21 protein-coding genes are annotated in these 23,083 nt (G+C 70.7%); 8 read left to right on the top strand and 13 right to left on the bottom strand.

Features of this window, described 5'->3' with window-relative positions; all coding sequences use genetic code 11:
• Positions 1 to 31 precede the first annotated feature (31 nt).
• The 3 genes from ACYQ78_RS06790 to ACYQ78_RS06780 are packed head-to-tail and all read left to right on the top strand — an operon-like array spanning position 32 to position 1,991.
• Complete coding sequence (locus ACYQ78_RS06790; protein ID WP_459799851.1) at positions 32 to 688, top strand: glycosyltransferase family 2 protein; 657 nt, start codon at positions 32 to 34, stop codon at positions 686 to 688.
• Complete coding sequence (locus ACYQ78_RS06785; RefSeq protein ID WP_459799850.1) at positions 685 to 1,299, top strand: TIGR04282 family arsenosugar biosynthesis glycosyltransferase; 615 nt, start codon at positions 685 to 687, stop codon at positions 1,297 to 1,299. The genes ACYQ78_RS06790 and ACYQ78_RS06785 overlap by 4 nt, the downstream gene beginning before the upstream one ends.
• A complete protein-coding gene (locus ACYQ78_RS06780; protein WP_459799849.1) occupies positions 1,296 to 1,991 on the top strand; it encodes a class I SAM-dependent methyltransferase in 696 nt (231 codons plus the stop codon). The genes ACYQ78_RS06785 and ACYQ78_RS06780 overlap by 4 nt, the downstream gene beginning before the upstream one ends.
• On the opposite strand, the gene ACYQ78_RS06775 is transcribed toward ACYQ78_RS06780, so the two are convergent.
• Complete coding sequence (locus tag ACYQ78_RS06775; protein ID WP_459799848.1) at positions 1,918 to 2,289, bottom strand: hypothetical protein; 372 nt, start codon at positions 2,287 to 2,289, stop codon at positions 1,918 to 1,920. The two genes, ACYQ78_RS06780 and ACYQ78_RS06775, sit on opposite strands and share 74 nt — an antisense overlap.
• On the bottom strand, positions 2,286 to 3,407 hold the full coding sequence (locus ACYQ78_RS06770; RefSeq protein ID WP_459799847.1) for a molybdopterin-dependent oxidoreductase: 1,122 nt from the start codon (positions 3,405 to 3,407) through the stop codon (positions 2,286 to 2,288). Before ACYQ78_RS06770 ends, ACYQ78_RS06775 begins: the two co-directional genes overlap by 4 nt.
• Positions 3,408 to 3,521: 114 nt before the next feature.
• On the opposite strand from ACYQ78_RS06770, the gene ACYQ78_RS06765 reads away from it, so the two are divergent.
• Positions 3,522 to 4,853 carry a glycosyltransferase 87 family protein gene (locus tag ACYQ78_RS06765; protein WP_459799846.1) on the top strand — a complete coding sequence of 444 codons (1,332 nt, stop codon included), beginning with the start codon at positions 3,522 to 3,524 and terminating at the stop codon, positions 4,851 to 4,853.
• Here ACYQ78_RS06765 and ACYQ78_RS06760 read toward each other — a convergent pair.
• From ACYQ78_RS06760 to ACYQ78_RS06715, 10 genes are all read right to left on the bottom strand, one after another.
• The gene (locus tag ACYQ78_RS06760) at positions 4,817 to 7,960 is read right to left on the bottom strand and encodes an FG-GAP-like repeat-containing protein (protein ID WP_459799845.1); all 3,144 of its coding nucleotides are present in this window, start codon (positions 7,958 to 7,960) and stop codon (positions 4,817 to 4,819) included. The genes ACYQ78_RS06765 and ACYQ78_RS06760 overlap by 37 nt on opposite strands.
• A gap of 196 nt (positions 7,961 to 8,156) precedes the next feature.
• Positions 8,157 to 8,801, bottom strand: coding sequence for a hypothetical protein (locus ACYQ78_RS06755; RefSeq protein ID WP_459799844.1), 645 nt, complete (start codon positions 8,799 to 8,801; stop codon positions 8,157 to 8,159).
• Between the two features lie 160 nt (positions 8,802 to 8,961).
• Complete coding sequence (locus ACYQ78_RS06750) at positions 8,962 to 9,597, bottom strand: ABC transporter ATP-binding protein (RefSeq protein WP_459799843.1); 636 nt, start codon at positions 9,595 to 9,597, stop codon at positions 8,962 to 8,964.
• Positions 9,584 to 10,516, bottom strand: a complete 933-nt coding sequence (locus tag ACYQ78_RS06745) for an ABC transporter ATP-binding protein (protein ID WP_459799842.1) — start codon at positions 10,514 to 10,516, stop codon at positions 9,584 to 9,586. Before ACYQ78_RS06745 ends, ACYQ78_RS06750 begins: the two co-directional genes overlap by 14 nt.
• A complete protein-coding gene (locus tag ACYQ78_RS06740; RefSeq protein WP_459799841.1) occupies positions 10,513 to 11,331 on the bottom strand; it encodes an ABC transporter permease in 819 nt (272 codons plus the stop codon). The genes ACYQ78_RS06745 and ACYQ78_RS06740 overlap by 4 nt, the downstream gene beginning before the upstream one ends.
• Entirely contained in the window at positions 11,331 to 12,329 is a 999-nt protein-coding gene (locus ACYQ78_RS06735) for an ABC transporter permease (RefSeq protein WP_459799840.1), read from the bottom strand. The genes ACYQ78_RS06740 and ACYQ78_RS06735 overlap by 1 nt, the downstream gene beginning before the upstream one ends.
• Complete coding sequence (locus ACYQ78_RS06730) at positions 12,311 to 13,909, bottom strand: ABC transporter substrate-binding protein (RefSeq protein WP_459799839.1); 1,599 nt, start codon at positions 13,907 to 13,909, stop codon at positions 12,311 to 12,313. The genes ACYQ78_RS06735 and ACYQ78_RS06730 overlap by 19 nt, the downstream gene beginning before the upstream one ends.
• Positions 13,910 to 14,360: 451 nt before the next feature.
• Positions 14,361 to 14,960 carry a superoxide dismutase gene (locus ACYQ78_RS06725; RefSeq protein ID WP_459799838.1) on the bottom strand — a complete coding sequence of 200 codons (600 nt, stop codon included), beginning with the start codon at positions 14,958 to 14,960 and terminating at the stop codon, positions 14,361 to 14,363.
• A 78-nt stretch (positions 14,961 to 15,038) separates the two neighbouring features.
• Complete coding sequence (locus ACYQ78_RS06720) at positions 15,039 to 15,407, bottom strand: GNAT family N-acetyltransferase (RefSeq protein WP_459799837.1); 369 nt, start codon at positions 15,405 to 15,407, stop codon at positions 15,039 to 15,041.
• A gap of 138 nt (positions 15,408 to 15,545) precedes the next feature.
• Positions 15,546 to 16,073, bottom strand: a complete 528-nt coding sequence (locus tag ACYQ78_RS06715) for a CGNR zinc finger domain-containing protein (protein ID WP_459799836.1) — start codon at positions 16,071 to 16,073, stop codon at positions 15,546 to 15,548.
• A gap of 26 nt (positions 16,074 to 16,099) precedes the next feature.
• Between ACYQ78_RS06715 and ACYQ78_RS06710 the strand changes: the two genes are divergently transcribed.
• From ACYQ78_RS06710 to ACYQ78_RS06700, 3 genes are all read left to right on the top strand, one after another.
• Positions 16,100 to 16,564: a GNAT family N-acetyltransferase gene (locus ACYQ78_RS06710; RefSeq protein WP_459799835.1), complete on the top strand. Its 465-nt coding sequence runs from the start codon at positions 16,100 to 16,102 to the stop codon at positions 16,562 to 16,564.
• Positions 16,565 to 16,631: 67 nt separating this feature from the next.
• Entirely contained in the window at positions 16,632 to 17,261 is a 630-nt protein-coding gene (locus tag ACYQ78_RS06705; RefSeq protein ID WP_459799834.1) for an acyl-CoA-like ligand-binding transcription factor, read from the top strand.
• A gap of 19 nt (positions 17,262 to 17,280) precedes the next feature.
• Positions 17,281 to 18,840: an FAD-dependent monooxygenase gene (locus tag ACYQ78_RS06700; protein ID WP_459799833.1), complete on the top strand. Its 1,560-nt coding sequence runs from the start codon at positions 17,281 to 17,283 to the stop codon at positions 18,838 to 18,840.
• A gap of 7 nt (positions 18,841 to 18,847) precedes the next feature.
• Here ACYQ78_RS06700 and ACYQ78_RS06695 read toward each other — a convergent pair whose 3' ends face one another.
• Positions 18,848 to 19,231 (bottom strand): hypothetical protein, encoded by a 384-nt coding sequence (locus tag ACYQ78_RS06695; protein WP_459799832.1) that lies wholly within the window; start codon positions 19,229 to 19,231, stop codon positions 18,848 to 18,850.
• 476 nt (positions 19,232 to 19,707) lie between these two features.
• Here ACYQ78_RS06695 and ACYQ78_RS06690 point away from each other — a divergent pair, with 476 nt between their 5' ends.
• A complete protein-coding gene (locus tag ACYQ78_RS06690; RefSeq protein WP_459799831.1) occupies positions 19,708 to 22,983 on the top strand; it encodes an AAA domain-containing protein in 3,276 nt (1,091 codons plus the stop codon).
• Positions 22,984 to 23,083: the final 100 nt, after the last annotated feature.

The raw sequence follows: 23,083 nt of genomic DNA, 5'->3' as shown, positions 1-23,083 counted from the left end.
TTCCGGCCCTGGTGTTCCTACGGTGTCAAGTGTGATCGAACCAACAGTGGACGTCGTGCTGCCCTGCCTGAACGAGGCCGAGGCCCTGCCGTGGGTGCTGGAACGGATCCCGCCCGGCTGGCGGGCGCTGGTCGTGGACAACGGGTCGACCGACGGGTCGGCGGAGATCGCCCGCTCGCTGGGGGCGACGGTGGTGCCCGAGGCGCGGCGCGGATTCGGGGCGGCCTGCCATGCGGGGCTCGTGGCGGCGACGGCGGAGATCGTCTGTTTCTGTGACTGTGACGCGTCGCTCGATCCGGGGCTGCTGACGGGATTCGTCCAGAGGCTCGGAGAAGGCGACGACCTGGTGCTGGGGCGGCGGCGGCCCACCGAGCGCGGGGTGTGGCCCGCGCACGCCCGTGCGGGGAACCGGGCGCTGTCGCACCTCATGAGGCGCCGCACCGGACTGCGGCTCAGGGACCTCGGCCCTCTCCGGGCGGCCCGGCGGGAGCCGCTGCTCAAGCTGGGGCTGACCGACCGGCGCAGCGGCTATCCGCTCGAGATGGTGGTGCGCGCCGCCGACGAGGGCTGGCGGATCCGCGAGGTCGACGTGCCCTACCTGCCCCGCAGCGGGAAGTCCAAGGTCACCGGCACCTGGAAGGGAACGTTCCAGGCGGTCATGGACATGCGGAAGGTGCTGGCCCGATGACGACCCTCCTCGTGATCGCCAAGGAGCCGGTGCCGGGACGGGTGAAGACGCGGCTGACCCCGCCGTTCACGCCGTCGGAGGCGGCGGCGCTCGCCGAGGCATCACTGGCCGACACGCTCGCGGTCGCCGCGGCGACGCCCGCCGACCGGCACGTGCTGGTACTCGACGGCTCCCCCGGACCGTGGCTGCCGCCGGGCTTCGAGGTCCGGCCCCAGTGCGGGGGCGGTTTGGACGAACGCCTGGCCGCCGCGTTCGCCGCCTGCGAGGGCCCGGCCCTGCTGATCGGCATGGACACCCCGCAGGTCACCGTGGACCTGCTCGAACCCGCCCTGGACTTCGGCCGGTACGGCGCCTGGTTCGGCCCGGCCGACGACGGCGGCTTCTGGGCCCTCGGCCTGAAGGACCCCGACCCGGCGCCACTGCTCGGCGTGCCGATGTCGGTGCCGCACACGGGTGCCGCGCAACGCGAGCGGCTGCGGCACCTGCGGGTCGGTGAACTCCCCGCCCTGCGGGACGTCGACACCGCCGCCGACGCCCGCGAAGTGGCCGCACGCGCGCCCTGGACCCGGTTCGCGGAAACACACCTGGCCATGTCGGCGGCGATGCGGTGACCTGGCACGACGATCCCTACGCCCTCGCCCTGCGCGCCGGGCGCGGCCCGTTGTTCCTGCGCCGCGCGGACGGGGGCCGGTTCCCGCTCGACGTCGAACGCTGGTGCGCGGGGACCGACGCCGCCGACCGGTCGGTGCTGGCCCGGTGCCGGGGCACGGTCCTGGACGTCGGCTGCGGGCCCGGCCGTCTGGTCGCCGCCCTGGCCGAACACGGCCACCGCGCCCTCGGCGTCGACGTCAGCCCGGCGGCCGTCGCCGGAACGCGCCGAAGGGGCGGCATGGCGCTGTGCCGGTCGGTCTTCGAGCCGCTCCCGGGAGAGGGCCGCTGGACGACGGCCCTGCTCATCGACGGCAACATCGGCATCGGCGGCGACCCGGTCATACTGCTGCGGCGCCTGGCCGACCTGACCGCCCCGCACGGCCGGTTGATCGTGGAGACCGACCCCGTGGAGGTGGACGAACGCCACCTCGTGTGCCTCGACGACGGCCGGGGCGGTCTCGGTTCGCCGTTCCCCTGGGCGCGGGCGGGCCGGGAGGCACTCGGGCGGCACGCCCGTGAAGCGGGCTGGTCACCCGCGGACGAGTGGTCGGCCGCGGGGCGGTGCTTCGTCGAGCTGGTCAGCGCCGCCGCCGGACCAGCACCAGCACGACCGCGATCACGGCCACTACCGCCAGGCAGATCAGCAGGTTGAGGCCGTAGGGCTGGGCGAGCACCGTCGGGTTGGGCGCGGGGCCGGGGCGAAGCAGGACGGGCAGCGTGATCAGGATCAGCGCACCCATCGTGATCAGCGCCCCGCGCACCACCGCCCGGTCGGGCAGCCGCGCCACCAGCAGGCCGGCCAGGAGCACGAGCGGCCCGATGATCGCGTCGTGCAGGGCGATGGCCCCGCCGAACCAGACGACGACACCCCACAGGCCGGGGAGCGGCAGCAGGAAGAACAGCCCGACCGCGATCAGCGCGACCCCCGCCGCGCCCAGGGTAATTCTCACAACGCCTCCAGTCGGGACACCCATTTGGTCTGGAGCACGCCCGGCCGGTTGGGCGCGATGATCCGTGCCGGATAGCCGTGGTCGAGCGACAGCACCTCGTCGTTGAGCTTCAGCGCGAGGAGGGTCTGCGGATCCTCGGCGTACTGGGCGGGCATCTCCATGATCTTGTAGTAGCCCCACACCTCCATCGAGGTCACCCGCAACGGTGTCCCCGATGGGATCCCCGCGCGTTCCAGCAGGTCGCGGATCGGCACGCCGGACCACCACGCGTTCACGCTCCACCCTTCGACGCAGGCGATCGGCAGGCGCACCCGCCGCTGCGGCAGCGCGTTGAGTTCGGCCAGGGTGATCCGGTAGGGCCGCGGCCCGGCGACCTCCAGCGCCCAGCCGTCGGCGGAGGCGTAGGTGACCTGCGCGGCGGCGGCCGTCCGGTTGATCGGCACCCCCTGAGTGGCGATGTCGGGGCTGCGGGGGGAGAGCAGGTCGAAGGCCCGCAGCGGGGTGAACGCCTGCCCGACGGTCGTGAGCGTGACCGCGCCCACCGCCGCGCCGACCCCGGCGAGCAGCGCCCTGCGGTCGGCGGCGTCCACGTCGGCGCGGTTCCTCCTCCAGTGGGCCCTGATCAGCGGGGCCTTCACCGCCAGGTGCAGCAGCAGCGACCCGGCCACGATCCAGCCGACGGCGTAGTGGGTCTGGGTGAAGGAGAACGGCCACGGATACCACTGCAGGATGTTGATCAGCCCCGTGAACAGCTCGAACACCGTCGCCGCCACGAGCAGCGCGATCGTCAGCCGCTCGACGAGCTGGGCGGCCGACCGGAACGGCGGCCAGGCGAACAGGCGGGGGTAGACCGTCCACAGTTTCGCCATCACCAGCACGATCGCCGCCAGCCCCGACGCGACGTGCAGCCCCTGGGTCAGCCGGTAGCCCCAGACCGGCCGGGTCGGCAGCAATCCGGTCATCCAGCCGGGCGGATGCTGGAGCACGTGGCTGATCAGCCCGGTCAGGAAGCAGACGACGATCGCCGCGCCGAGCCACCGGCCGATCGCCACGGCGGTCCTCGGATCGTGCAACCGGCCTCTGAACTGCGGAAGCGTGGGTTTCAGCGTGGGTCTCATGGTCCCCATGCAATCGCGCCGGACCTCAAATGAGGTGGAGGCGGCACCTTACGAAACCCGGACGTCCGGCCCGGCGGCGGGCGCCCGAGGCGGGCGCGCTGCCAGTCTGAGCTGGTGAGACTCGCCATCGTCCTGCTGACCGGTCTGGTCGCCGCGCTGACCGTCGCGATCACCCGCGCCGGGCAGCTCGCCGATCCGGCGGGGCTGATCGCCTGGTACGCGCTGTGCTGGGCACTGTTCGCGGCGGCGGCCTGGTCGCTCCGGCGGGTTCCGGCCCGTCACGCCGCGATGCTGGTGATCGCGGGTGGCCTCGCCGTCGGCGCGACCGGTCTCCTGGACGTCCCCCGGACCAGCACCGACTCCTACCGCTATGTCTGGGACGGCCGGGTCCAGGCCGCCGGGATCTCCCCCTACGACCATCCCCCGGCCGACCCCGCGCTGAGCGGTCTGCGCGACACGTGGCTGTTCCCCGACGGACCCGTCTGTTCGCAGACCTACCTGTCGTGGCTCCAGGAGGGCGGCTGCACCCGCATCAACCGGCCGAGGGTGCCGACGATCTATCCGCCCGTGTCGGAGGCGTACTTCCTGGCCGTGCACGCCCTCTCCCCCGGCGGCGCCCGCCACAAGCCGTTGCAGGTCGGGGGCCTGTTGCTCGCCATGGCGACGACATTGCTGCTGGTCCGGGTGGCGGGGGCGCGCGGTGCGAGCCTGTGGGCGTGGTGCCCGGCGGTGCCGGTCGAGGCGGTCAACAACGCCCACGCCGACATGCTCGCCGTCCTGCTCGCGGTCGCCGGTCTCGCCGTCGTGGCCCGGCGCCGCGCCGCCGGGGGCGCGCTCCTGGGCGCGGCGATCGCCGCGAAGTTCCTCCCCGCGCTGCTCCTGCCCGGGGCTCTTTCCGGTGTACGTCGTCCGCGGGAGGCCCTGACGATCCTCGTCCCGGCCGGGGTGGTGGTGGCGGTGGCCTACCTGCCCTATCTGCTGGCGTCGAAGGCGTCGGTGTTCGGCTACCTGACCGGCTACACGGCCGAAGAGGGCTACCAGGACGCCGACAACGGGCGGTTCGCCCTGGTGCGGTGGCTGGTGCCCGATGCCTGGGCGCTGCCGGTGGTCGTGGTGGTGATGGGCTGCGTGGTGACGTACACGATCATGAAGGGCGACCCCGAGCGGCCCTGGAGCGGCGCGCTGACCGTGACGGGAACGGCGTTCCTGCTGCTCACGCCCGGCTACTCCTGGTATGCCCTGCTGCTCGTCGCCCTGGTCGCCCTCGACGGGCGGTGGGAGTGGCTCGGCGTCGCGGCGGCCGGGGCGGTCGCCTATGTGACGGGGCTGGGCACGATCGCCTACGCGGTGGCCGCGATCATGGTGGCGCGGGGGCTCGTCGAGCCCCCGCGCCGTCTTCCTCCCGTACGTCAGTTCACGATGCCGCCCTCGAGACGGCCGGGGTAGCGGTTGTTGATCCAGGCGCCGATCTGGCCCAGCGGGCCGATGCCGAGGTAGTCGGCCGTCCGGTCGCCGTTGACGTCGGCGAGCCGCACGTTGTTGCGGTCGACGCCGACGTCGCCGATGACGCCGCCCTGCCAGATCCAGCCCTTGCCGCCGAAGTCGTTGATCCAGGCGCGGACCTCGCCGTCGTCCTGGACGACCAGGTAGTCGACCTTGCGGTCGCCGTTGATGTCCTCCAGGCGCACCCAGTCGCGGGGGTAGCGGTAGCCGTCGGAGATCTCGCCGAGCCAGGTCCAGCCGTTGCCGGGGCCGTTGTTCAGCCAGGCGCGTAGCTGGCCCTGGTCCTGGATGATCACGTAGTCGTCGCGGCCGTCACCGTTGATGTCCTCCAGGCGGACCCAGTCACGCGGGTAGCCGTAACCCGGGTTGAGCTCGCCCCACCATCCCCAGCCCTGGCCGACGCCGTTGTTCCGCCAGGCCCGCACTTCTCCGAGGTCCTGGAGGATGACGTAGTCGTCGCGGCCGTCGCCGTCCATGTCGGCCAAGCGGACCCAGTCACGGGGATAGCCATAGCCCGGGTTGAGCTCGCCCCACCACTTGTAGGGCTGGCCCACGCCCTGGTTCTGCCAGCCGCGGAGTTCTCCCAGGTCCTGGAGGACCAGGTAGTCGTCGCGGTTGTCGCCGTCCATGTCGGCGTAGCGCACCCAGTCACGCGGGTAGCCGTAACCGGCGGTGAGCTGCTGGATGGCGGTCCAGCCCGCCGCGGGGCTGGCGGGCGGCGGCGGGTCGACCGGCGCCGGCGGGTTGCCGGGGAGCGGGCCGCCGGGGTAGCGGTCGTTGAACCAGGCGCCGATCTGGCCCAGGGGGCCGATGCCGAGGTAGTCGGCCTTCCGGTCGCCGTTGACGTCCGTGAGCCGCACGTTGCCGCGGTCAACGCCGACGTCGCCGATGATCTGGCCCTGCCAGGTCCAGGCGTTGCCGATGCCGTTGTTCAGCCAGGCGCGGACCTGGCCGTTGTCCTGGACGACGAGGTAGTCGACCTTCCGGTCGGCGTTGACGTCCTCCAGGCGCACCCAGTCACGCGGGTAGCCGTAGCCCGCGTTGATCTCGCCCTTCCACGTCCAGCCCTGGCCCGGGCCGTTGTTCAGCCAGACCCGGAGCTGGCCCTGGTCCTGGACGACCACGTAGTCGTCGTCGCCATCGCCGTCGACGTCCTCGAGACGGACCCAGTCACGCGGGTAGCCGTAGCCCGCGTTGAGCTCGCCCCACCATCCCCAGCCCTGGCCGACGCCGTTGTTCCGCCAGGCCCGCACTTCGCCCAGGTCTTGGAGGATGACGTAGTCGTCGCGGCCGTCGCCGTCCATGTCGGCCAGGCGCACCCAGTCACGGGGGTAGCCGTAGCCCGCGTTGAGTTCACCCCACCAGTTCCAGCTCCGGCCGTCGCCGCCGTTGCGCCAGCCTCGGAGCTCGCCCTTGTCCTGGAGGATCAGGTAGTCGTCGCGGTTGTCGCCGTCGAGGTCGCCGAAGCGCACCCAGTCACGCGGGTAGCCGTAGCCCGCGGTGATCTGCTGGACGTGGTTCCAGCCCTGCGAGGGGCTGGGCGGCTGGGGAAGGTCACACGACGAACCGGCGACCGGGTCGGCGATGACGTGGTCGGCGAGCGCGCGGTTGATCGCGCTGTAGAAGCGGTCGCCCATCTTGTCGTATCCGGCCTGGCCGGGGTGAAGCTTGTCGACCAGGTCGGCCTGCGTGATGGAGCCCATGCTGAGGACCCTGACGCGCTTGCCCTCGTCGACGAGGTTGTCGACGACGCCCTGGATCCGGGCGTTGTAGTAGCCGATCCGCGCGTTGATCGCCGCGTCCAGCGACGTCACGATGCCGGTGACCAGCACCGTGGTCTCCGGAGCGGCGTCGGTGATCTTGCGGATCAGGCCGCCGAGCCGCAGGTGGGCGTTCTCGATGTCCCTGTTCCGGTTCATGTCGTTGGTCCCGATGTGCAGGAGCACGACGTTGGGCCGGTAGCGCTTGATCGTGCAGGTGGCGATGGCGTCGAGCTGGTCGATCCGCCAGCCGCCGTGGCCTTCGTGGCCGGTGTCGGCGATCAGGCCCGCCCCGGAGGACTGGGAGCCGACGAGGTCGACCGAGTGGCCGTCGGCGCGTAACTGCTTCAGCAGTTGCTGCCGGTAACCGACGTAGCCGACGTCCTTTCCGGTCCCGCCGTAGCCCACGGTGATGGAGTCACCCATCGGCATGATCCTCAGCGAGGGCCGCGAGGCGACGTCCTGGAGCGCGTTGTCCATCTCCCGGGGGAACGCCCGGCCGACCGCCCGCAGGAAATTGCGGATCCAGTCGACGGAGGCCCGGTATCCGGCCCGCAGGCCGGTGGGGATCCACAGTTCCAGCCAGAAGTAGGCGTCCCAGATCGCGTTGCCGATCCCCGCCATGACCGGTTCGGCGAACGCCTTGCTGAACTGCGAGTAGAACTCCAGGCTCGCGCCCGACACCCCGCCGATGATCGCGAAGGCCAGCACCCCCGCCCAGAAGTCGGGTGTGCTCATGTCCAGTCCGGCGAACTTGGCGTACACCAGGCGCCCGGCGGTGGCGCTGGCGGCCCCCGCCAGGGCCTTGCAGGTGATGGGGGCCTTGAGCGTCCCGATGCAGACGAAGAAGGCGACGGCGGCCGTGGCCCCGCTCGCCACCAGCACGAGGACCGTCTGCCCCCACGTGAGCTGCTGGGTCGCCAGCGCCTCCACCTGGTTCGCCGGGATGACGATCCGGAACCCCGTGTCGGTGATCTGGAGCGTCCCCGGCAGGTTGGCCGGAAGCTGCGGCAGCGGAGGAAGCTGCCCGTGGGGGTGGCTGCCCTCCCCCGCCTCCGCGAACGCCTGGTCGACGATCTCGTTCAGCGAGTTGGTCCGGTAGGACGAGGAGTAGGCCCGCTGGGCGGCCGCGCGGTCGAAGCCGGGGATCGTGTAGTCGTACACGAAATCGGTCGGCGGGGCCGCCGACGCCGGCCGCGCCGCGGTCGTGACCTGGCCGGCGACCAGCGCGGCGAGCACCACCAGCACCACCCAGACGCGACGCCATCGGCGCGCGTCCACTGCTAACACGACGCTGCTCCGGCCGGAGCCGACGGCGTGGCAGGTGTTGTGGAACACATTGTTCTCTCGCTCTCAGCCGGGGCACTCTCTGCGGCGCCTCTCCTGATCGCGCATATAACCTTTGCGAAAACACCGGCCGATGTACGGAAGATGAACGGATTTCCAGCGATCGCGAACCCGACGCGGCGGCGATGAGGGAGACCCGTCATGCCGGCTTCCTCCTGCTCCGCACCCGCAGCACGACCATGACGCCGATTCCGGCGGCCACCACGAAGGTCAGCCAGAGGGCGACGACGATGGTGGTGGCGGGGACGCCCGGGCCGGAGAAGCTCAGGTGCTGGGTGGTGGTCTTCGAGGTGAAGAGCATCTGCGCCTGCTCGACCGGCGGGTCGAACATGAGCACGGTGCGGTAGTTGCCGTCGAGGTCGACCAGGGCCTTCAGGGTGACGTCGAGTTCGTCGACCGGCTTGCCGCAGGTGTAGCTGAACTCGACGCCGTTGTCGGTCACGCCGACCAGGGACGCCATTCTCCCGGGGCACGGCTTGCCGTTCTGGGCCACCGCGATGCTGTCGAGCAGGTAGTCGCGGACCGCTGGGGAGCGCTCCAGTTTCTCCTCGCCGGTGAGCCGGGGCGCGGGCTCTTCGAACGCGCCCTTGGCGGTGCCGAGGGCGAACCAGTCGTCGGCGCTGGCGGAGTAGTGGATCGCCACCTGCGTTCCGGTGGCGCTGATCCGCGCCGTCGGCGGCGCGCCGAAAGGATGAGCGGAGGCGGGCACGGCGAGGCCCGCCATGACCGGCAGTCCGGCCGCGACGAGCAGCACGGCCGCCACCGCGCGGGTGGGGATGTTCACGCGTTCTCCTGGACGAACCCGGCTGGATGACCAGCTCGTGATCTTCAGGGTGTCGCCGCCCGGAAGAGCGAGCGATCACATTCAGCCAGGTGCCGTCGGCGGGCATGCGACGAGAGGGCAACCGGCGGATGAAGCTCCCGAAGAGCGCTATCGACGAATGTCACGACATGCGAACGGTCGGCCCTCCGGACGGATCCGTCCAGCGCGTGAGCAACTCCTCGTCGTGGGTGATGGCGAGGATCCCGGCGCCGGTCTCCTGCCGATAGGTCTCCAGACGGGCGACGAGGTGGGCCTGGGTGGAGGCGTCGAGCATGGTGGTCATCTCGTCGCAGATCACGTAGCGGGGCTTCAGGGCGAGCGCGCGGGCGACGCAGGCGCGCTGGAGCTGGCCGTCGGAGACCTCGTGGGGGCGGCGCGTGAGCAGTTCGGGGGTGAGGCCCACGTCGTCGGTCAGGTCCTCGACCGGGCGGCCGGTGGCGTGGAAGGGCTCTTCGGTGATCTCGCGGAGGGTGAGCCTCGGGTCGACGGCGAGGCGGGGCTGCTGGAAGATCAGCGCGACCCGGGTGCGCAGGTCGCGGTGGGCGCGGTGCCGCCAGCGGTGGACCTCGGTCCCGTCGACCGTGAGGCGGCCCGTGTCGGGGCGGAGCATCATGGCGATGACCCGGGCCAGGGTGGACTTGCCGCAGCCGCTCGGCCCGGCCAGTCCGGTGACGACGCCGGGTGCCACTTCCAGGTCGGCATCGCACAGGACCCGCTGTCCGCCGTAGGCGACGGTGATGCCGTCAGCGCGCAACATGGTGCTCCAGAGGATGGTGGCAGACCACCGGCCCGGCCTCGGGCAGGTGCGAGCAGGCGTCGGTCGACCGGTCGCAGCGCGGCCGGAACGCGCAGCCCGGAGGCAGGTCGGTGAGCTCAGGAGGGCGTCCGGGGATCGGCACGAAGCTTCGTGAGGGCAGCGCCTCCAGCAGGCCTGCCGCGTAGGGGTGGCGTGGTCCGGCGAAGAACTCCGCGGCCGGGGCGTGGGAGACGACGCGGCTGGCGTACATGACCGCGATGTGGTCGGCGACCCGTTCGGCGGCGCGCAGGTCGTGGGTGATGAGCAGGACGGCGCGGCCGTCGTCGGCCAGGCGCCGCAGCTCGGCCATGGTCGATTCGACGAGCGGGCGGTCCAGGCCGCTGGTCGGCTCGTCGGCGACGACCAGCCACGGGTCACCGGCCAGCGCGATGGCGTTGACGACGCGCTGGGCCATGCCGCCGGACAGCTGGTGCGGATAGCGGTCGAGGTGGACCGGGTCGAGCCCGGCCCGCGCGGCCAGGTCGTCGGCGGAGGCCCTGCTGCCGAGCTCGCGGAGGGCCTCGGTGAGCTGGGCACGGGCGGTGCGGACCGGCGTGAGGTGGGACGCCGGACTCTGCGGGACCAGGCCGATCCGGCGCCCGCGCACCGTGCGCGCGAGTGTCCTCTCCGGTGCGGCGATCAGGTCGAGGGGCTGCGCGCCTTCGGTCCGCAGCCAGGCAGAGCCGGACACGGTGGCGTTGCCGGGCAGCAGGCCCATCAGCGCGTGGGCCATCACCGACTTCCCGCAGCCCGACTCGCCGACCAGGGCCAGGCACTCGCCCTGGCGCACCTGGAAAGAGGCCTTGCTCACGGCATGCACGGTCGCGCCGGGAAGCTGGAAACGTACAGAAAGATCGTGGACGGTCAGGGAGGAGGTCACAGCTGGAGCTCCGATCGCCAGCGCGGGTTGGTGCGGTCGCGCCAGTACTGGACGAGCGCCGAGATCGCCAGGGTGGGCACGAGAATGAACAGACCAGGGAACAGCGAGGCCCACCAGTCGCCGGCCAGCAGTGAACGCGCCCCGTCGTTGATCATGTTGCCGAGTGAGGCGAGGTGCGGGGGCAGGCCGAGGCCGAGGAAGCTGAGCGCCGTCTCGTGCCAGATGGCGTGCGGGACCATCAGCACCGACGCGAGCGCGATGTGCGGCATCAGGTGGGGCAGGAAGTGCCGCCGGACGACGCGCCGCCGGGTCGATCCGCCGGAGATCGCGGCGTCGACGAACGGCCGGGCGCGCAGGGTGAGCACCTCCGAGCGCACGATCCGGGCCGCGGTCGTCCAGTGGGTGAGCCCGACGGAGACCACCACCGCCGTGGCACTGGGCGAGAACAGCGCCACGATGAAGATGCCGAACAGCAGGTGGGGTACGGAGTTGAAGCCGTCCACCACCCTCATGATGACCCGATCGGCGAAGCCGCCGAGCGTGCCGGCGGCGAGCCCCGCGACCGCGCCGATGGTCATCGACACCAGGGCCGCGACCAGGCCGATCAGCAGGGAGACGCGCAGCCCGTAGATGACCCGGAGCAGCACGTCGCGCCCGACCTCGTCGGTGCCGAAGGGATGCGCGAACGAGGGTGCCTGGTTGGCGGAGCGCAGGTCGACGAGCTGCTGGTCGAGCTGGACCACGAGCGGCACCACGACCACGGCCAGCGCGAGCACGACGAGCACCCCGGCGGGGATCTTCCACGAGGCCTTCATCAGCTCACCCCCAGAACCCGCACCCGCGGGTCGGCGATCACATAGGCGCTGTCGGCGATCAGGTTGCCCGCCACCACCGCCAGTGTGGCCAGCAGGGTCAGCGCCGCCAGCAGCGGGAAGTCGGCGGCGAGCGCGGCCTGTACGGATGCCGACGCCACCCCCGGCCACGAGAACACCGTCTCGACCAGGATCGCGCCGGTGACCAGTTCGGGGATGCGCGCCCCGACCAGTGTGATGAACGGCAGCAGCGCCGAACGCAGCGCATGACGCACGATCACGGTCCGTTCCCGCAGGCCACGGGCGCGGGCCCCGAGCACGAAGTCCTCCCGCAGGGTGGTGATCAACGATTCACGGACGAACAGCAGCAGCCACGACGACTGCGAGAACGCCAGCACCGCCACCGGCAGGACCATGTGGTGCAGCACGTCCCCCGCCTGGAGAGTGGTGGCGGCCGGGTCGGTCAGCCCGCCCGGCGGGAGCCACTGGAGCTTGACCGCGAAGATCCACATCACGATCAGCGCCGTCCAGAACACCGGCGCCGCCTCGTTGGCGTACGCGGTGCCGGTGATCGTGCGGTCGAGCCAGGAGTCGCGCCGCCAGGCCGCCAGCGCGCCGACCGCGAGACTCACCACGAGCATCAGCACAAGGGCGCAGCCGGTCGCGAGCAGCGTCCAGCCGAACCGCTCGCCGATCACCTCGATCACGGGCCGGTGCATGCTGCGCGACTCGCCGAGGTCGCCCTGGACCAGGTTGCCCAGCCAGGTGAGGTACTGCTCGGCGACCGGCTTGTCCAGGCCCCAGTTCTCCCGGATCTGGGCCGTCATCTCGGGGCTCGTCGTGAGCGCGCGGACCCCGAGATACTGCTTGACCGGGTCGAACGGCGACGCCTTGGCCAGCGCGAACATGCCCAGGGTGACGGCGAACAGCAGCGGCACGGTGAACGCCAGCCGCCAGAGCGCCATCCGGGCCAGCGCACGGGTCACGCGACCGGCTTCCACTCGGCGATGTTGCGGAACAGGCCACCGGTCTCGTGCTCGTGCGGCTCGACGGAGGGCGCGAGGCCGGTCCACTGGCCGCGGACCACGTACACGTGCTTGAGGTAGACGAGGTAGGCCCAGGCGGCGTCGTCGCTGATGCGCTGCTGGAAGGCGTCGTAGGTCTGCTTGCGGACGGCGGGGTCGGCCTCCTCGCGGCCCTTGTCGAGCAGCGCGTCGACCTCGGGGACCTGGTAGAAGCCGGGGTTGAAGAAGCCCTGACCGGCGAAGGCCGAGTGGAACAGCTCGTAGTTGGTGTAGTCGGGGTCGTAGGGGGCGCCGTAGCCCATGACCAGGGCGTCCTTGCTCATGCGCGGCTCGATCGCGTCCCAGTCGAGACCGGCGAGCTCGATGTCGACGCCGACCTTCTTGGCGTCGGAGGCGACGGCCAGGCCGAGGTCCTTCCGCAGGGCATCGCCGACCGGGTACATCAGGGTGAAGCTCGCCCGGGTGCCGTCCTTGACGCGCACGCCGTCGTCGCCGGCCTTCCAGCCGACGTCGTCGAGGACCTTGGCGGCCTGCGCCTGGTCGGGCGTGGGGGAACCGGCGATGGCCGGGTTGTACCAGGTGGTGCCGGGCGCGATCGGCCCGTAGGCGGGTTCGCCCGCACCGGCCAGGATGGTGTCGACCATCGCCTGCCGGTCGATCGCCAGGTTCACCGCCTTGCGGATGGCCAGGTCACCGGTGACCGGCTGGCCGAAGGGGAACATGACGCCCCGGTAGTCGGCGCTGTCCACCTTGTGGACGGTCAGGCCCTGCCGGCCGTCGAAGCGTGCGGCGGCCTTGGGCGGCAGCACGGTCGCGTCGAACTCCCCGGCCGCCATCCGGGTGGCCCGCACGTTGTCGTCGGCCGCGTAGGCCACGACCAGGTTCTTGATGGCGGGGGCGCCGCCCCAATATGACGGGTTGGCCTTGACCACGAGCTTGTCGCCGGGCGTCCAGGACACGAAGGTGTAGGGCCCGGTGCCGACCGGCTTGGTGTTGAACGCGGCGCTCTCCAGGCTCTGCCCATCGAGCAGCTTCTTCGGTACGACGCCCAGCGTGGCCCGCTGGAGGATCGCGGCGTAGGGGTACTTGAGCGTGAACACCACCGTCGAGGCGTCGGGCGCCTCGACCGACTCGATCGCCGCGAAGTCGCCGCGGATGCTGGAGTTGTTCTTCTCGTCCATGACGGCCTGGTAGGTGTAGACGACGTCTGCGCTGGTCAGCGGGGTTCCGTCGTGGAACGTGACGTCCTTGCGCAGGGTGAAGGTGACCGTCTGGCCGTCGGTGACGGGCATCGTGTCCGCGAGCGCGGGCTTGAGCGTGAGGTCGGCGTTCCGGCTGAGCAGCCCGTCGAACATCAGCCCGCCGCCGTCGACCGCGTAGCCCAGGACGGGGTTCAGGGTGGCGGGTTCCGAGGGGATCCCGAGGACGAACGTGTCGTCCGCCGAACCACTCGACGGGGTCTGGGGAACCGTCGGTGCGGAGCAGGCACCGAGGCCTAACGCGGCAATCAGGACGAGCGGGGCGAGACGGGCGAACCTGACACGAAAGGGCTTCACGGGAGCGAAGGTAAAGCGACCAGCTTGTTATTGCAAGTCTGTCGCAAGTACAAGAAACGGCCTGACTGCTCGCCGTCCGATCACGTTCAGGCGGCGGGCGAGGAGCCTTCATATGCGGTTGCACCTGGAGGCAGACCTCGGGACGGGCCGGAAACCCGCCCGATCCGGCCCGCAACGTCGTACCTCCCAGTTGAGAGAGTCGAACGACGGGCAGGCCACCCGCTCGCGGATCACCTCCACCAGTGGCCACACGAGCGGCGCTCGCAAGAGTGGAGCCTCCAGCGGCTCGCGACGGAACTGGACCGCAGCGCGCCGTGGGTGAATGACGGCCGCGTGCCGTCGGACAGGCCGCCCCTCGCTTCGGCCCGATGGGCGCCGACCACAGGTCCGAGAGGGACGCCGCGTCCGGGCGGGGGGTTGCAGCCACTCGACCGCCCGGACGGGGCGGGTTCTAGGCGCGCGCCGCGTCGAAGCGGGCGATCACGTCGTTCCAGTTGACGAGCGACCAGAGCTTCTCGACGTAGTCGGGGCGCACGTTCTTGTACTGCAGGTAGTAGGCGTGCTCCCAGGCGTCGAAGACCAGCAGCGGGGTCGAGCTCATACCGACGTTGCCGTGGTGGTCGTAGACCTGCTCGACGATCAGCCGCCGCCCGAGCGGCTCCCAGGCCAGCACGCCCCAGCCGGAGCCCTGAACGGTCGCAGTGGCGGTGGTGAGCTGCTTCTGGAAGGCCTCGAAGGAGCCGAAGTGCTCCACGATCGAGTCGCCGAGTTCGCCGTCGGGGCGGTCGCCGCCGTCCGGGGAGAGGTTCTGCCAGAAGATCGTGTGCAGGACGTGGCCCGACAGGTTGAACGCGTAGGTCTTCTCCAGGCCGACCAGACCGCTGAAGTCGCCCTTGTCGCGCACCTCCGCGAGCCGGTCGAGCGTGTCGTTGGCGCCCTTCACGTAGGCGGCGTGGTGCTTGCTGTGGTGCAGCTCCAGGATCTCGCCCGTGATCGCCGGCTCCAGCGCCGCGTAGTCGTAAGGCATGTCCGGAAGGGTGTACTGGCCCACTTGCCCATCCTCCTCAATTGCATATTGCTCGCAACAGCAATGAGTACACAATAGGGGACGTGATCTCCGGCACTGTGATCAGCGCGGCGACTTCCGCATGATCAGCCGTTGGGCGCTCTCGGGATGGAGGGCGACGGTCTGCCAGCCACGCCGGCGATAGAGGCCGATCGCGGCGGTGGCGCGGGCGTTGGTGATCAGCCAGCGGGGCCCCGGAGCGGGGGCGCCGACCACGGCGTCGTGCAGGGCGCCACCCACACCCCGGCCCCGATGACCCGGGGTCACGCACAGCTCCTTCAGGACGAAGTCCGCGCCGGTCGGCCGGTCGAGCAGGGCGGCCAGGGACGAGCAGCGGTGACCGTAGCCGAATCCGATCAGCTCGCCGTCGGCGAAGGCGGAGTGCCTGGTCGAACCGGCCGGGGTCGTCCACCTCGCGAGCGAGGGGCCCATCGCCGATCTGGTGGAGAAGCGCAATTCAAGGGCGGTGCTCCCGACCTCGTGATGGCGTGCACGGGGTGACCGGCGCTCGACCGGTGGTGCCGTGGTCCTGCTCGAAGGAGACACCGGCTACCGGACCTTGCCCGCCGGTCAGGTGGCGGGCGTGGACCGACGGGCCCGGTGGCGGCGGACCGCGTCGCGGTTGGCGCACGGCTGGGAGCAGTACCGCTGCCGCGCGGTGCGCGAGGTGTCGGCGAAGATCCGCTCGCAGCCCGTCGCGGCGCACCGGCCGAGCCGGTCCATCCCCCGGTTGACCAGGTGCAGCGCGGTGCCCACGGAGATCAGCGCGAACAGCACCGCGCCGAGCGGCTGCCGGTCGTCGCGGTAGTGCAGGTGCCAGCCGTGGGCGTGGTCGGTGAGCCGGGGATGGGCGGCCGACCGGGCCAGCATGTCGTTGAGCCGGTCGGCCCTCTCCTTGTCGTCGGCGGCGTCGACGACCGCGATCCATTCACCGGTGACGGCGAGCGTGTGGTCGAGGTCGGCGGGTTCGACGGGCCGTTCGAGCACCAGGCCGGCCGCGCGGCAGCGCTCGGCGAGTTCCCCTGCGGTGGCCGGCGGGTGGTTCGCCAGCTCCGCGGCGAAGTTCACCACGTCCGCGCCGTAAGGGTTGAGACGCACCAGCTCATTACATCAGCCTGGACGCCATGGTACGAGCAGCAACAGAACATGACATTCCGGAACTCGTCCGTCTCCGTGCCCTGCTCTTTGACGACCTCGGCGGCGACTTCTTCAACCCCGCGAACCCCGCCGGCGACTGGCGCGAGACCCTCGCCCGGGTCTTCGGGCAGAAGCTCACCGAGCCCGACTGCCACATCCTGGTCGTGGACGGCGACACCGGCCTGGCCGCCTGCGGCATCGGCACGATCGAGCAGTGGTTCCCCGGCCCCCACTCCCGCAACGGCAGGATCGGCCACGTCATCGGCATGGTCACCGACCCCGCCCACCGGCGGCGCGGGCACGGCCGGGCCATCATGCTCAGCCTGCTCGACTGGTTCCGCGACCGCGACGCCGTCCGGGTGGACCTGACCGCCTCCCATGAGGCGGAGCCGCTGTACCGGCAGCTCGGCTTCGCCGATCACCCCGATCCATTGCTGTGCTGGAAGCCGTGACGCGGTCGCAAAAAACTTGCTGGATCGGAATTATTTCCGATCACGCAAAGTGGAGTAGTGTCGGGGCATGGGCACCGACGACGGCGAGCGCACCGGACTGCGCGAGCGCAAGAAGCAGGAGACCCGCATCGCGCTGAGCTGGGCGGCCATCCGCCTCACCGTCGAGCGCGGGCTGGAGAACGTCCGGGTGGAGGACATCGCCGCCGAGGTCGGCGTCTCTCCCCGCACCTTCAACAACTACTTCTCCAGCAAGGGCGAGGCGATCGCCGCCCGGCACCTCGAACGCGCCCGGTCCATCGCGGCCGAGCTGCGCGCCCAGCCGGCGGACAGGCCGCTGTGGGAGGCGATCAACGACGCGGTGCTGGCCCGGTTCGCGCTCGGGCAGGAAGGCGACGCCCGGCACACACGCGACCAGCGGTGGGTCGCCGGGCTGCGCCTGATGATCGCCGAACCGGCGCTGCAGGGCGAGATGGCCAGGGCCGCGGCCATCGGCGAGGCCGAGTTCGCCGCGGCGGTCGCCGAACGCACCGGCACCGACGTGGCCCGCGACATGTACCCGAAGCTGGTGGCGGGCGCGGTGATGGCGGCCTTCGGCGTGGTCACGGAGCACTGGCTGCGCGCCGACCCGCCGGTCTCGATCATGACCCTGCTGACCGACGCGCTGCACCGGCTCGCCACCGGGCTGCCCGCCCCCTGAACTCCACGTGAGGAGCGCCATGTCCGTTTCCGAAGACGTCGTCATCGCCGGAGCGGGGCCCAACGGGCTGATGCTGGCCTGCGAGCTCAGCCTGGCCGGAGTGCGGCCGCTGATAGTCGAGCGCCTGCATGGCCGTACCGAGGAGAACCGGGCCAACGGCCTGGTCGGCCAGGTCGTGCGCATGCTCGACCGCCGGGGCCTGTACGAACGCCTCAGCGGCGACGCCGGCCCACCCCGGCCGGGGCCCGCGTTCGTGTTCGGTGCGATGCCCCTGGATCTCCGCGCGCTGGACGACAATCCCCTGTACGGCCTGCCGGTGCCGCAGCGCCGCATCGAGCAGGTCCTGGAGGAACGCGCCGTCGAACTCGGTGTCCAGATCCGGCGAGGACACGAACTCACCGGGCTGTCACAGGACGACCAGGGCGTCACCGTCGAGGTCACCGCCCCCGACGGCCCCTATCGGCTGCGCACCCGCTACCTGGTCGGCGCCGACGGCGGGCGCAGCCTCACGCGCAAGCTGTCGGGCATCGGCTTCCCCGGCGTCACCGTCGACGGCACCGTCTCCCGCACCGCCCACGTCGGCCTCCCACCCGAGGCGATCGACCCGGCCACCGGCGGCCTGGACGTCCCCGGCCACGGAATCGTCCCGCCGTTCCTGCACCACCGCACCGAACACGGGCTGTTCGTGTTCGCCCCCTTCCCCTCCGGCCCACCCCTGATCAGCACCACCGAATGGGACCCCGCCGACGACGGCGACCGGCCACTGACCATCGGTGAACTACGGGAAAGCGTCCGGCGCGTGCTCGGAGCCGACCTCCCGCTCGGCCCGCCCCACGGCGAGGGCCCCCACCTGCTGCGCCGGGTGACCGGCCGCAACACCCGGCTGGCCGACCGGTTCCGCGACCGCCGCGTCCTGCTGGCGGGCGACGCGGCCCACGTCCACTCCGCGATCGGCGGCCCCGGTCTCAACCTCGGCCTGCAGGACACGATCAACCTCGGCTGGAAGCTCGCCGCCGAGATCCACGGCTGGGCCCCGCCCGGCCTGCTCGACAGCTACGAGACCGAACGCCGCCCGGCCGCGCAACGCGTGGTCATGCACACCCAGGCGCAGACCGCGCTCATCAAGCCCGGCGCAGAGGTCACCGCGCTCCGCGAACTGTTCACGGAACTGCTCACCGACCGGAACAACGTCCGGCACATCGCCGACATGATGGCGGGCGCCGACCTCCACTACGACATGGGCACCGGCGACCCCCACCCCCTGGTCGGCCGATGGGCCCCCGACCTGCTCCTGGACGGCCCGGACGGCCCCGTCCCGCTCGCCCGCCTCACCACGACCGCACGGCCCCTGCTCCTCGACCTGACCGAAGACGGCTCACCGGCCAAAGAGACGGCGGCCTGGCACGACCGGGTCGACACCCTCACCACACACTGCCTTGACCCCCATCCCCCGGCCACCGCCCTGCTGCTCCGCCCGGACGGCTACGTCGCCTGGGCCTCGGCCGCCTCACACCCCACCGTCCAAGAGCGCGACACGCTCCGCGCGGCCCTCACCCGCTGGTTCGGCACGACCGCCTGACGATTGATCAGCCCCAGGTGAGGGACCCGTGGGCCACCATTTCGTCGATGTACTTCGGCCAGTCCACATTCAGGCGGCGGGCGAAGTCGTCGTGGACGGCGACGCGTTCCTCATCGGTGAGGATCTCGCTGTACCCGTTGGTATAGAACACCTCGTGGCGCTTGGCGGTGTTGATCAGATACCAGTAGGCCCGCTTACTGACCGTCAGGTACAGGCCCAGAAGGGGACGCTCGGGCAGTTCCTCAAGCGCGTATTCCCAGTCGACGTCGAGCGCCCGCCAGCTGCTGCCCTTCTCCCATTCCAGCCATCGCGTGATGTCGGAGAACCAGACGACACGCTGGCCGGGATGCTCACTCGCGTACACGTCCGCGCAGTCGAGCAGTGTGGCCACGGCCTGAGGCAGGCGGTCTCTCGCCTTTCCCGGCACGGTCGAAGGCGCTACCAGATATGCGGCTTCCGCCATATCGACATGTAGGGCATCTTCCGGCCACGGAAGTGCATATACCAGCCAATAAGCTGGACGGGCGAAAAACTGCTTGGATATTTCTCTGGCCAACTCGGTTCCCTTTCGACACAGGGAACATATCCAATCATGACCGGCATGGCAGGCGATTCCATCCCTGCCTCGAGCAGGCATCTCCGTGTCAGCATGACCGTAAATGGATTTATCTCCTGGCCGAGAGAAAGGCGCCCAGACCCAGCCTGTCCGAAATATGCCTAACTGATGTTCGAATCGAGAAAAGCATGTAACAGGAGTTAGGGCACGCTTTTTCCTGAGCTGCCCGAAGGAGACCGCATTGCCCATTAAGGTCATCTATCGAACGCCTAGGTGCCAATGTTGGAGGACTATTGGGCTGGCGCGACGAGATGGCCACCGCATTGAACGAGTGGATCGCCGTCGAAGGTGGCTCCCGGCGATCGCGCCGGTGGCAGCGCATCGGTGCGGCGCGCGCGACCCTCGATCCCGGCGTCTACATCGTCGATGTCCGCGGAATGGACGTGAACGCCGACCAATTCGACGGCCTGCGTCTGGCCGGTGCCGAGGAATCGAGTGTCGATTCCGGTTTCCCGGTCATGGAGGCGGTCGCCGAAGGACAACTCCTGCGAGTCCGGGTGGCCGAATTCGCGGCTTCCTCCGATCCCTACCTCTGGCTGCTCCGGCAGCCACCGGGTTTCCTGATCGAAGCGCTGCGCGACGGCATCGCCGGCATGGGCCACGCCGGAGGGCTGGCCAACCTGCTGGCTCAGGGCCGCATCGGCGGCACTCTTTCGGAGGGCCCGGCACCGGCCGGGTTGCTCCCGGCCCAGGCGCAGGCCTACCGAGCCTGTCTCGGGACGGGGGTGTGGCTGGTGTGGGGTCCACCCGGAACCGGGAAGACCCGGCTGCTGCAGGCCGCCATCTGCGACCTGATCGCGCAGGGGAAGAGGGTCCTCCTGGTGTCGGCCACGAACATCGCGGTCGACAACGCGCTTCTCGGCGTCCTCAGGCAACAGCGGCCGCCGAGCGGACAGGTCGTCCGGGTGGGGCCACCGCAACTCCGGCAGATCGCCGACGACGCCGAGGTCAGCCTGCCGATGATGGTGCGCGCGCGGCTGGCCGCGGTGGAGGAGAAACGCCGGGACACGGCCATGCAGATCACGAGACTCCAGGGTGACGAGAAGCGGCTGCGCCATCTGCGCGCGCTCCTGGCCGGATTCGACGCCGCCGCGGATGCGACGGCACGCTCCCGGCTTCGACGGCCGGAACTCGCCTGCGCATCGCTTGTTTCCGCGATCGCGGAGTGCGAGGCGGCGGTGGAGGCGGGAACCCTCGCGCTCGCCCGGTCACAGCGCCGGTCAGAGGTCGCCGACGAGCGGATGGCGGAGACGGCGGAAGCGCAGCGGGAATGGCGGCTGGTCGAGGCGAAACTACGCGAAGGGGCGAAGGTGAAGGAGGCCGCGACCGAGGCCGCGGCCCGCGTTCTGGTGTCGGAGGCGGCCTGCGCGCGGATCGACGACGAGGCGGCACCACTGCGACAGGCCTCCGGCCTCAAAGCGTGGCGGAACCGGCGCGCGCTGGAAGGGGTCGAGCGCCGTCTCGCCCTGGCCAGGGCCGATCTGGCCGAACTCCGGTCACACGCCGCCCGGGCCCACGCCATCGCGGAGGACTTCCAGCGGGACGCCGAGGCGTCGATCAGGGCCTCTGTCGCGCGGGCGCGCTTCGACCTCGACGAGATCCGGAGACGTGCCGAGGAGGCCACCGAGGCGAAGGGCGATCTCGGCCGTCTCCGTGCGGCTCGGGCGAGGAACGTGCAGCGGCTGGAGACGTTACGGCAGGAGCTGGCCGCGTCCCGGGCCGCCGAGGAACGCATCACCGAGAACGACCGGCACCGCTGGCCCGCCCATCACGCCGAGGCGGAAAGTGTCGCCCGCAGGGTCGCCCAGAACGCTCCGCACCGGAACGTCCTGGAGAAAAGCCACGCGGACCTGCAGAAGGAGTACGAGAAGCTGGCCCAGGACGCCCAAGGGGAGATCATCAGGGGCGCGCGTCTGGTGGCCACCACGCTGGCCCGGTTCCGCATCTCCAAGGCGGTGGCCGAGGGGCCCTATGACGTCGTGCTCATCGACGAGGCCGGCGCGGCGAACCTGCCGGAAGTGCTGCTGGCCACGTCCAAGGCCGCGAAATGCGCCGTTCTGCTGGGTGATTTCCTGCAGCTCGGGGCCGTTCTGCCCAAAGCCATCGGAGACAACAACCGGCCGGACATCAAGCGCTGGTTGATTCCCGACGTCTACCGGCACTGCGGCATCATCACCTCGGACGACGCCCGGAACCATCCCGGCTGCCTGGTGATGGACACCCAGCATCGTTTCGGCCCTCGGATCATGGAACTGGCGAACAGGGTCGCCTACGGCGGGGTACTCAAAGCGGGCGGCGCGGTCCGGCCACGGGCCCAGGACGATCCGGAAATCGTCCTCATCAACACCGATGGGCTGCACGAACTGGCCCGGGTGGAACGCACCGGTAGGAGCAGTGGATGGTGGCCCGCCGGGACACTGCTCTCCCGCGCCCTACGCGACGTGCACCACGACGACGGCGAGACCGTCGGAGTGGTCACCCCCTACAGCGCCCAGGCGGAGGCGACGCTGGAGGCGCTTCGCGACATCGAGCAGACGGACGGCCGGCTCGCCGAGGTCGGCACCGCCCACCGTTTCCAGGGCCGCGAGTTCCCCATCGTCGTCTTCGACACCGTCGAAGGACGCGACAACTCGGGCATGTGGATGGCGCAGGCCTCCCTGGCTCCGGGGGCGAGCCCCTGGCAGCAGACGGGAGGCCGCCTGTTCAACGTCGCGATCACCCGCGTGCAGACGCGGCTGTACGTCATCGGCAGCCGCGAACGCATCCTCAACTCCCGGCCCACGACCATGTTCGGGCACCTCGCCCATCTCGTCCGCGAACAGAAGGTCCGGACGGTCGAGGCGACCGCCCTGATCGCACCGCCCACCGACCCGGACGTGCGGCTGGGCCCGTTCGGCACCCGTCTGGCCGAAACGCTCGCCCGGCACGTCGAGATCACCGACGTCCACGACGAGCGTTCGTTCTACGAGGCCTTCACCGCGCGCCTGTCGGAGGCGACCTCGTCGATCTGGCTGTGGTCTCCCTGGGTGGCCCGGCGGGTGCGCGCGCTGCTCCCCGCGCTACGGGAGGCGGTGGCACGAGGTGTGCGCGTGACCGTCTTCGTGCGGGATCCCAGCGACAAACTGCAGCAGAAGGAGAGCTTCGTCGACTGCCTGACGGAGTTGCAGGCGATCGTCCCGGCAGTGATACGCGTCAACGACATGCATCAGAAGATCGCGGTGATCGACGAGCACACCGTGATGATGGGCAGCCTCAACGCGCTATCCCAGAGCCGGACACGGGAGATCATGCTCACGGTGCGCGGTGGACATTTCGCCCGCAAGATCCTGGAACACGAGCACGCCGAGGACTTCAGCCGGCCGCCCCGGTGTGGCGGCTGCCGCCGCCTCGACGTCGACCTGCGGAGACGGGCGGACGGGCGGTGGCAGTGGCGGTGCTACAACAAGAACTGTCCCGGCCGGAAGGGGAACCAGGCCTGGGTCAGTGACGTGGTGTTCCGTGGCCGCCGCTCCGGCGGGAGGCCGTGACCCGGGCTCTCGACAATGCACAGGGATTCCCCGCGCCCCGATGAGGTGCCAGCACCCTGGGAGGGGTCCGGCGCGGCTGCCTATGGTTTCGGTGATCCTC

This window comes from Herbidospora sp. RD11066 (genome assembly GCF_054661255.1).
The sequence above is the reverse complement of the archived record's forward strand: the minus strand, read 5'-3'. Positions and strand labels throughout refer to the sequence as shown.

What these genes read in the sequence shown, in the direction of transcription:
- ACYQ78_RS06785 (WP_459799850.1), top strand. Translation starts at nt 685, where the DNA reads ATGACGACCCTCCTCGTGATCGCCAAGGAGCCGGTGCCGGGACGGGTG.
- ACYQ78_RS06770 (WP_459799847.1), bottom strand. Translation starts at nt 3,407, where the DNA reads ATGAGACCCACGCTGAAACCCACGCTTCCGCAGTTCAGAGGCCGGTTG.
- ACYQ78_RS06750 (WP_459799843.1), bottom strand. Translation starts at nt 9,597, where the DNA reads ATGTTGCGCGCTGACGGCATCACCGTCGCCTACGGCGGACAGCGGGTC.
- ACYQ78_RS06740 (WP_459799841.1), bottom strand. Translation starts at nt 11,331, where the DNA reads ATGAAGGCCTCGTGGAAGATCCCCGCCGGGGTGCTCGTCGTGCTCGCG.
- ACYQ78_RS06720 (WP_459799837.1), bottom strand. Translation starts at nt 15,407, where the DNA reads ATGGGCCCCTCGCTCGCGAGGTGGACGACCCCGGCCGGTTCGACCAGG.
- ACYQ78_RS06710 (WP_459799835.1), top strand. Translation starts at nt 16,100, where the DNA reads ATGGTACGAGCAGCAACAGAACATGACATTCCGGAACTCGTCCGTCTC.
- ACYQ78_RS06705 (WP_459799834.1), top strand. Translation starts at nt 16,632, where the DNA reads ATGGGCACCGACGACGGCGAGCGCACCGGACTGCGCGAGCGCAAGAAG.
- ACYQ78_RS06700 (WP_459799833.1), top strand. Translation starts at nt 17,281, where the DNA reads ATGTCCGTTTCCGAAGACGTCGTCATCGCCGGAGCGGGGCCCAACGGG.
- ACYQ78_RS06690 (WP_459799831.1), top strand. Translation starts at nt 19,708, where the DNA reads ATGGCCACCGCATTGAACGAGTGGATCGCCGTCGAAGGTGGCTCCCGG.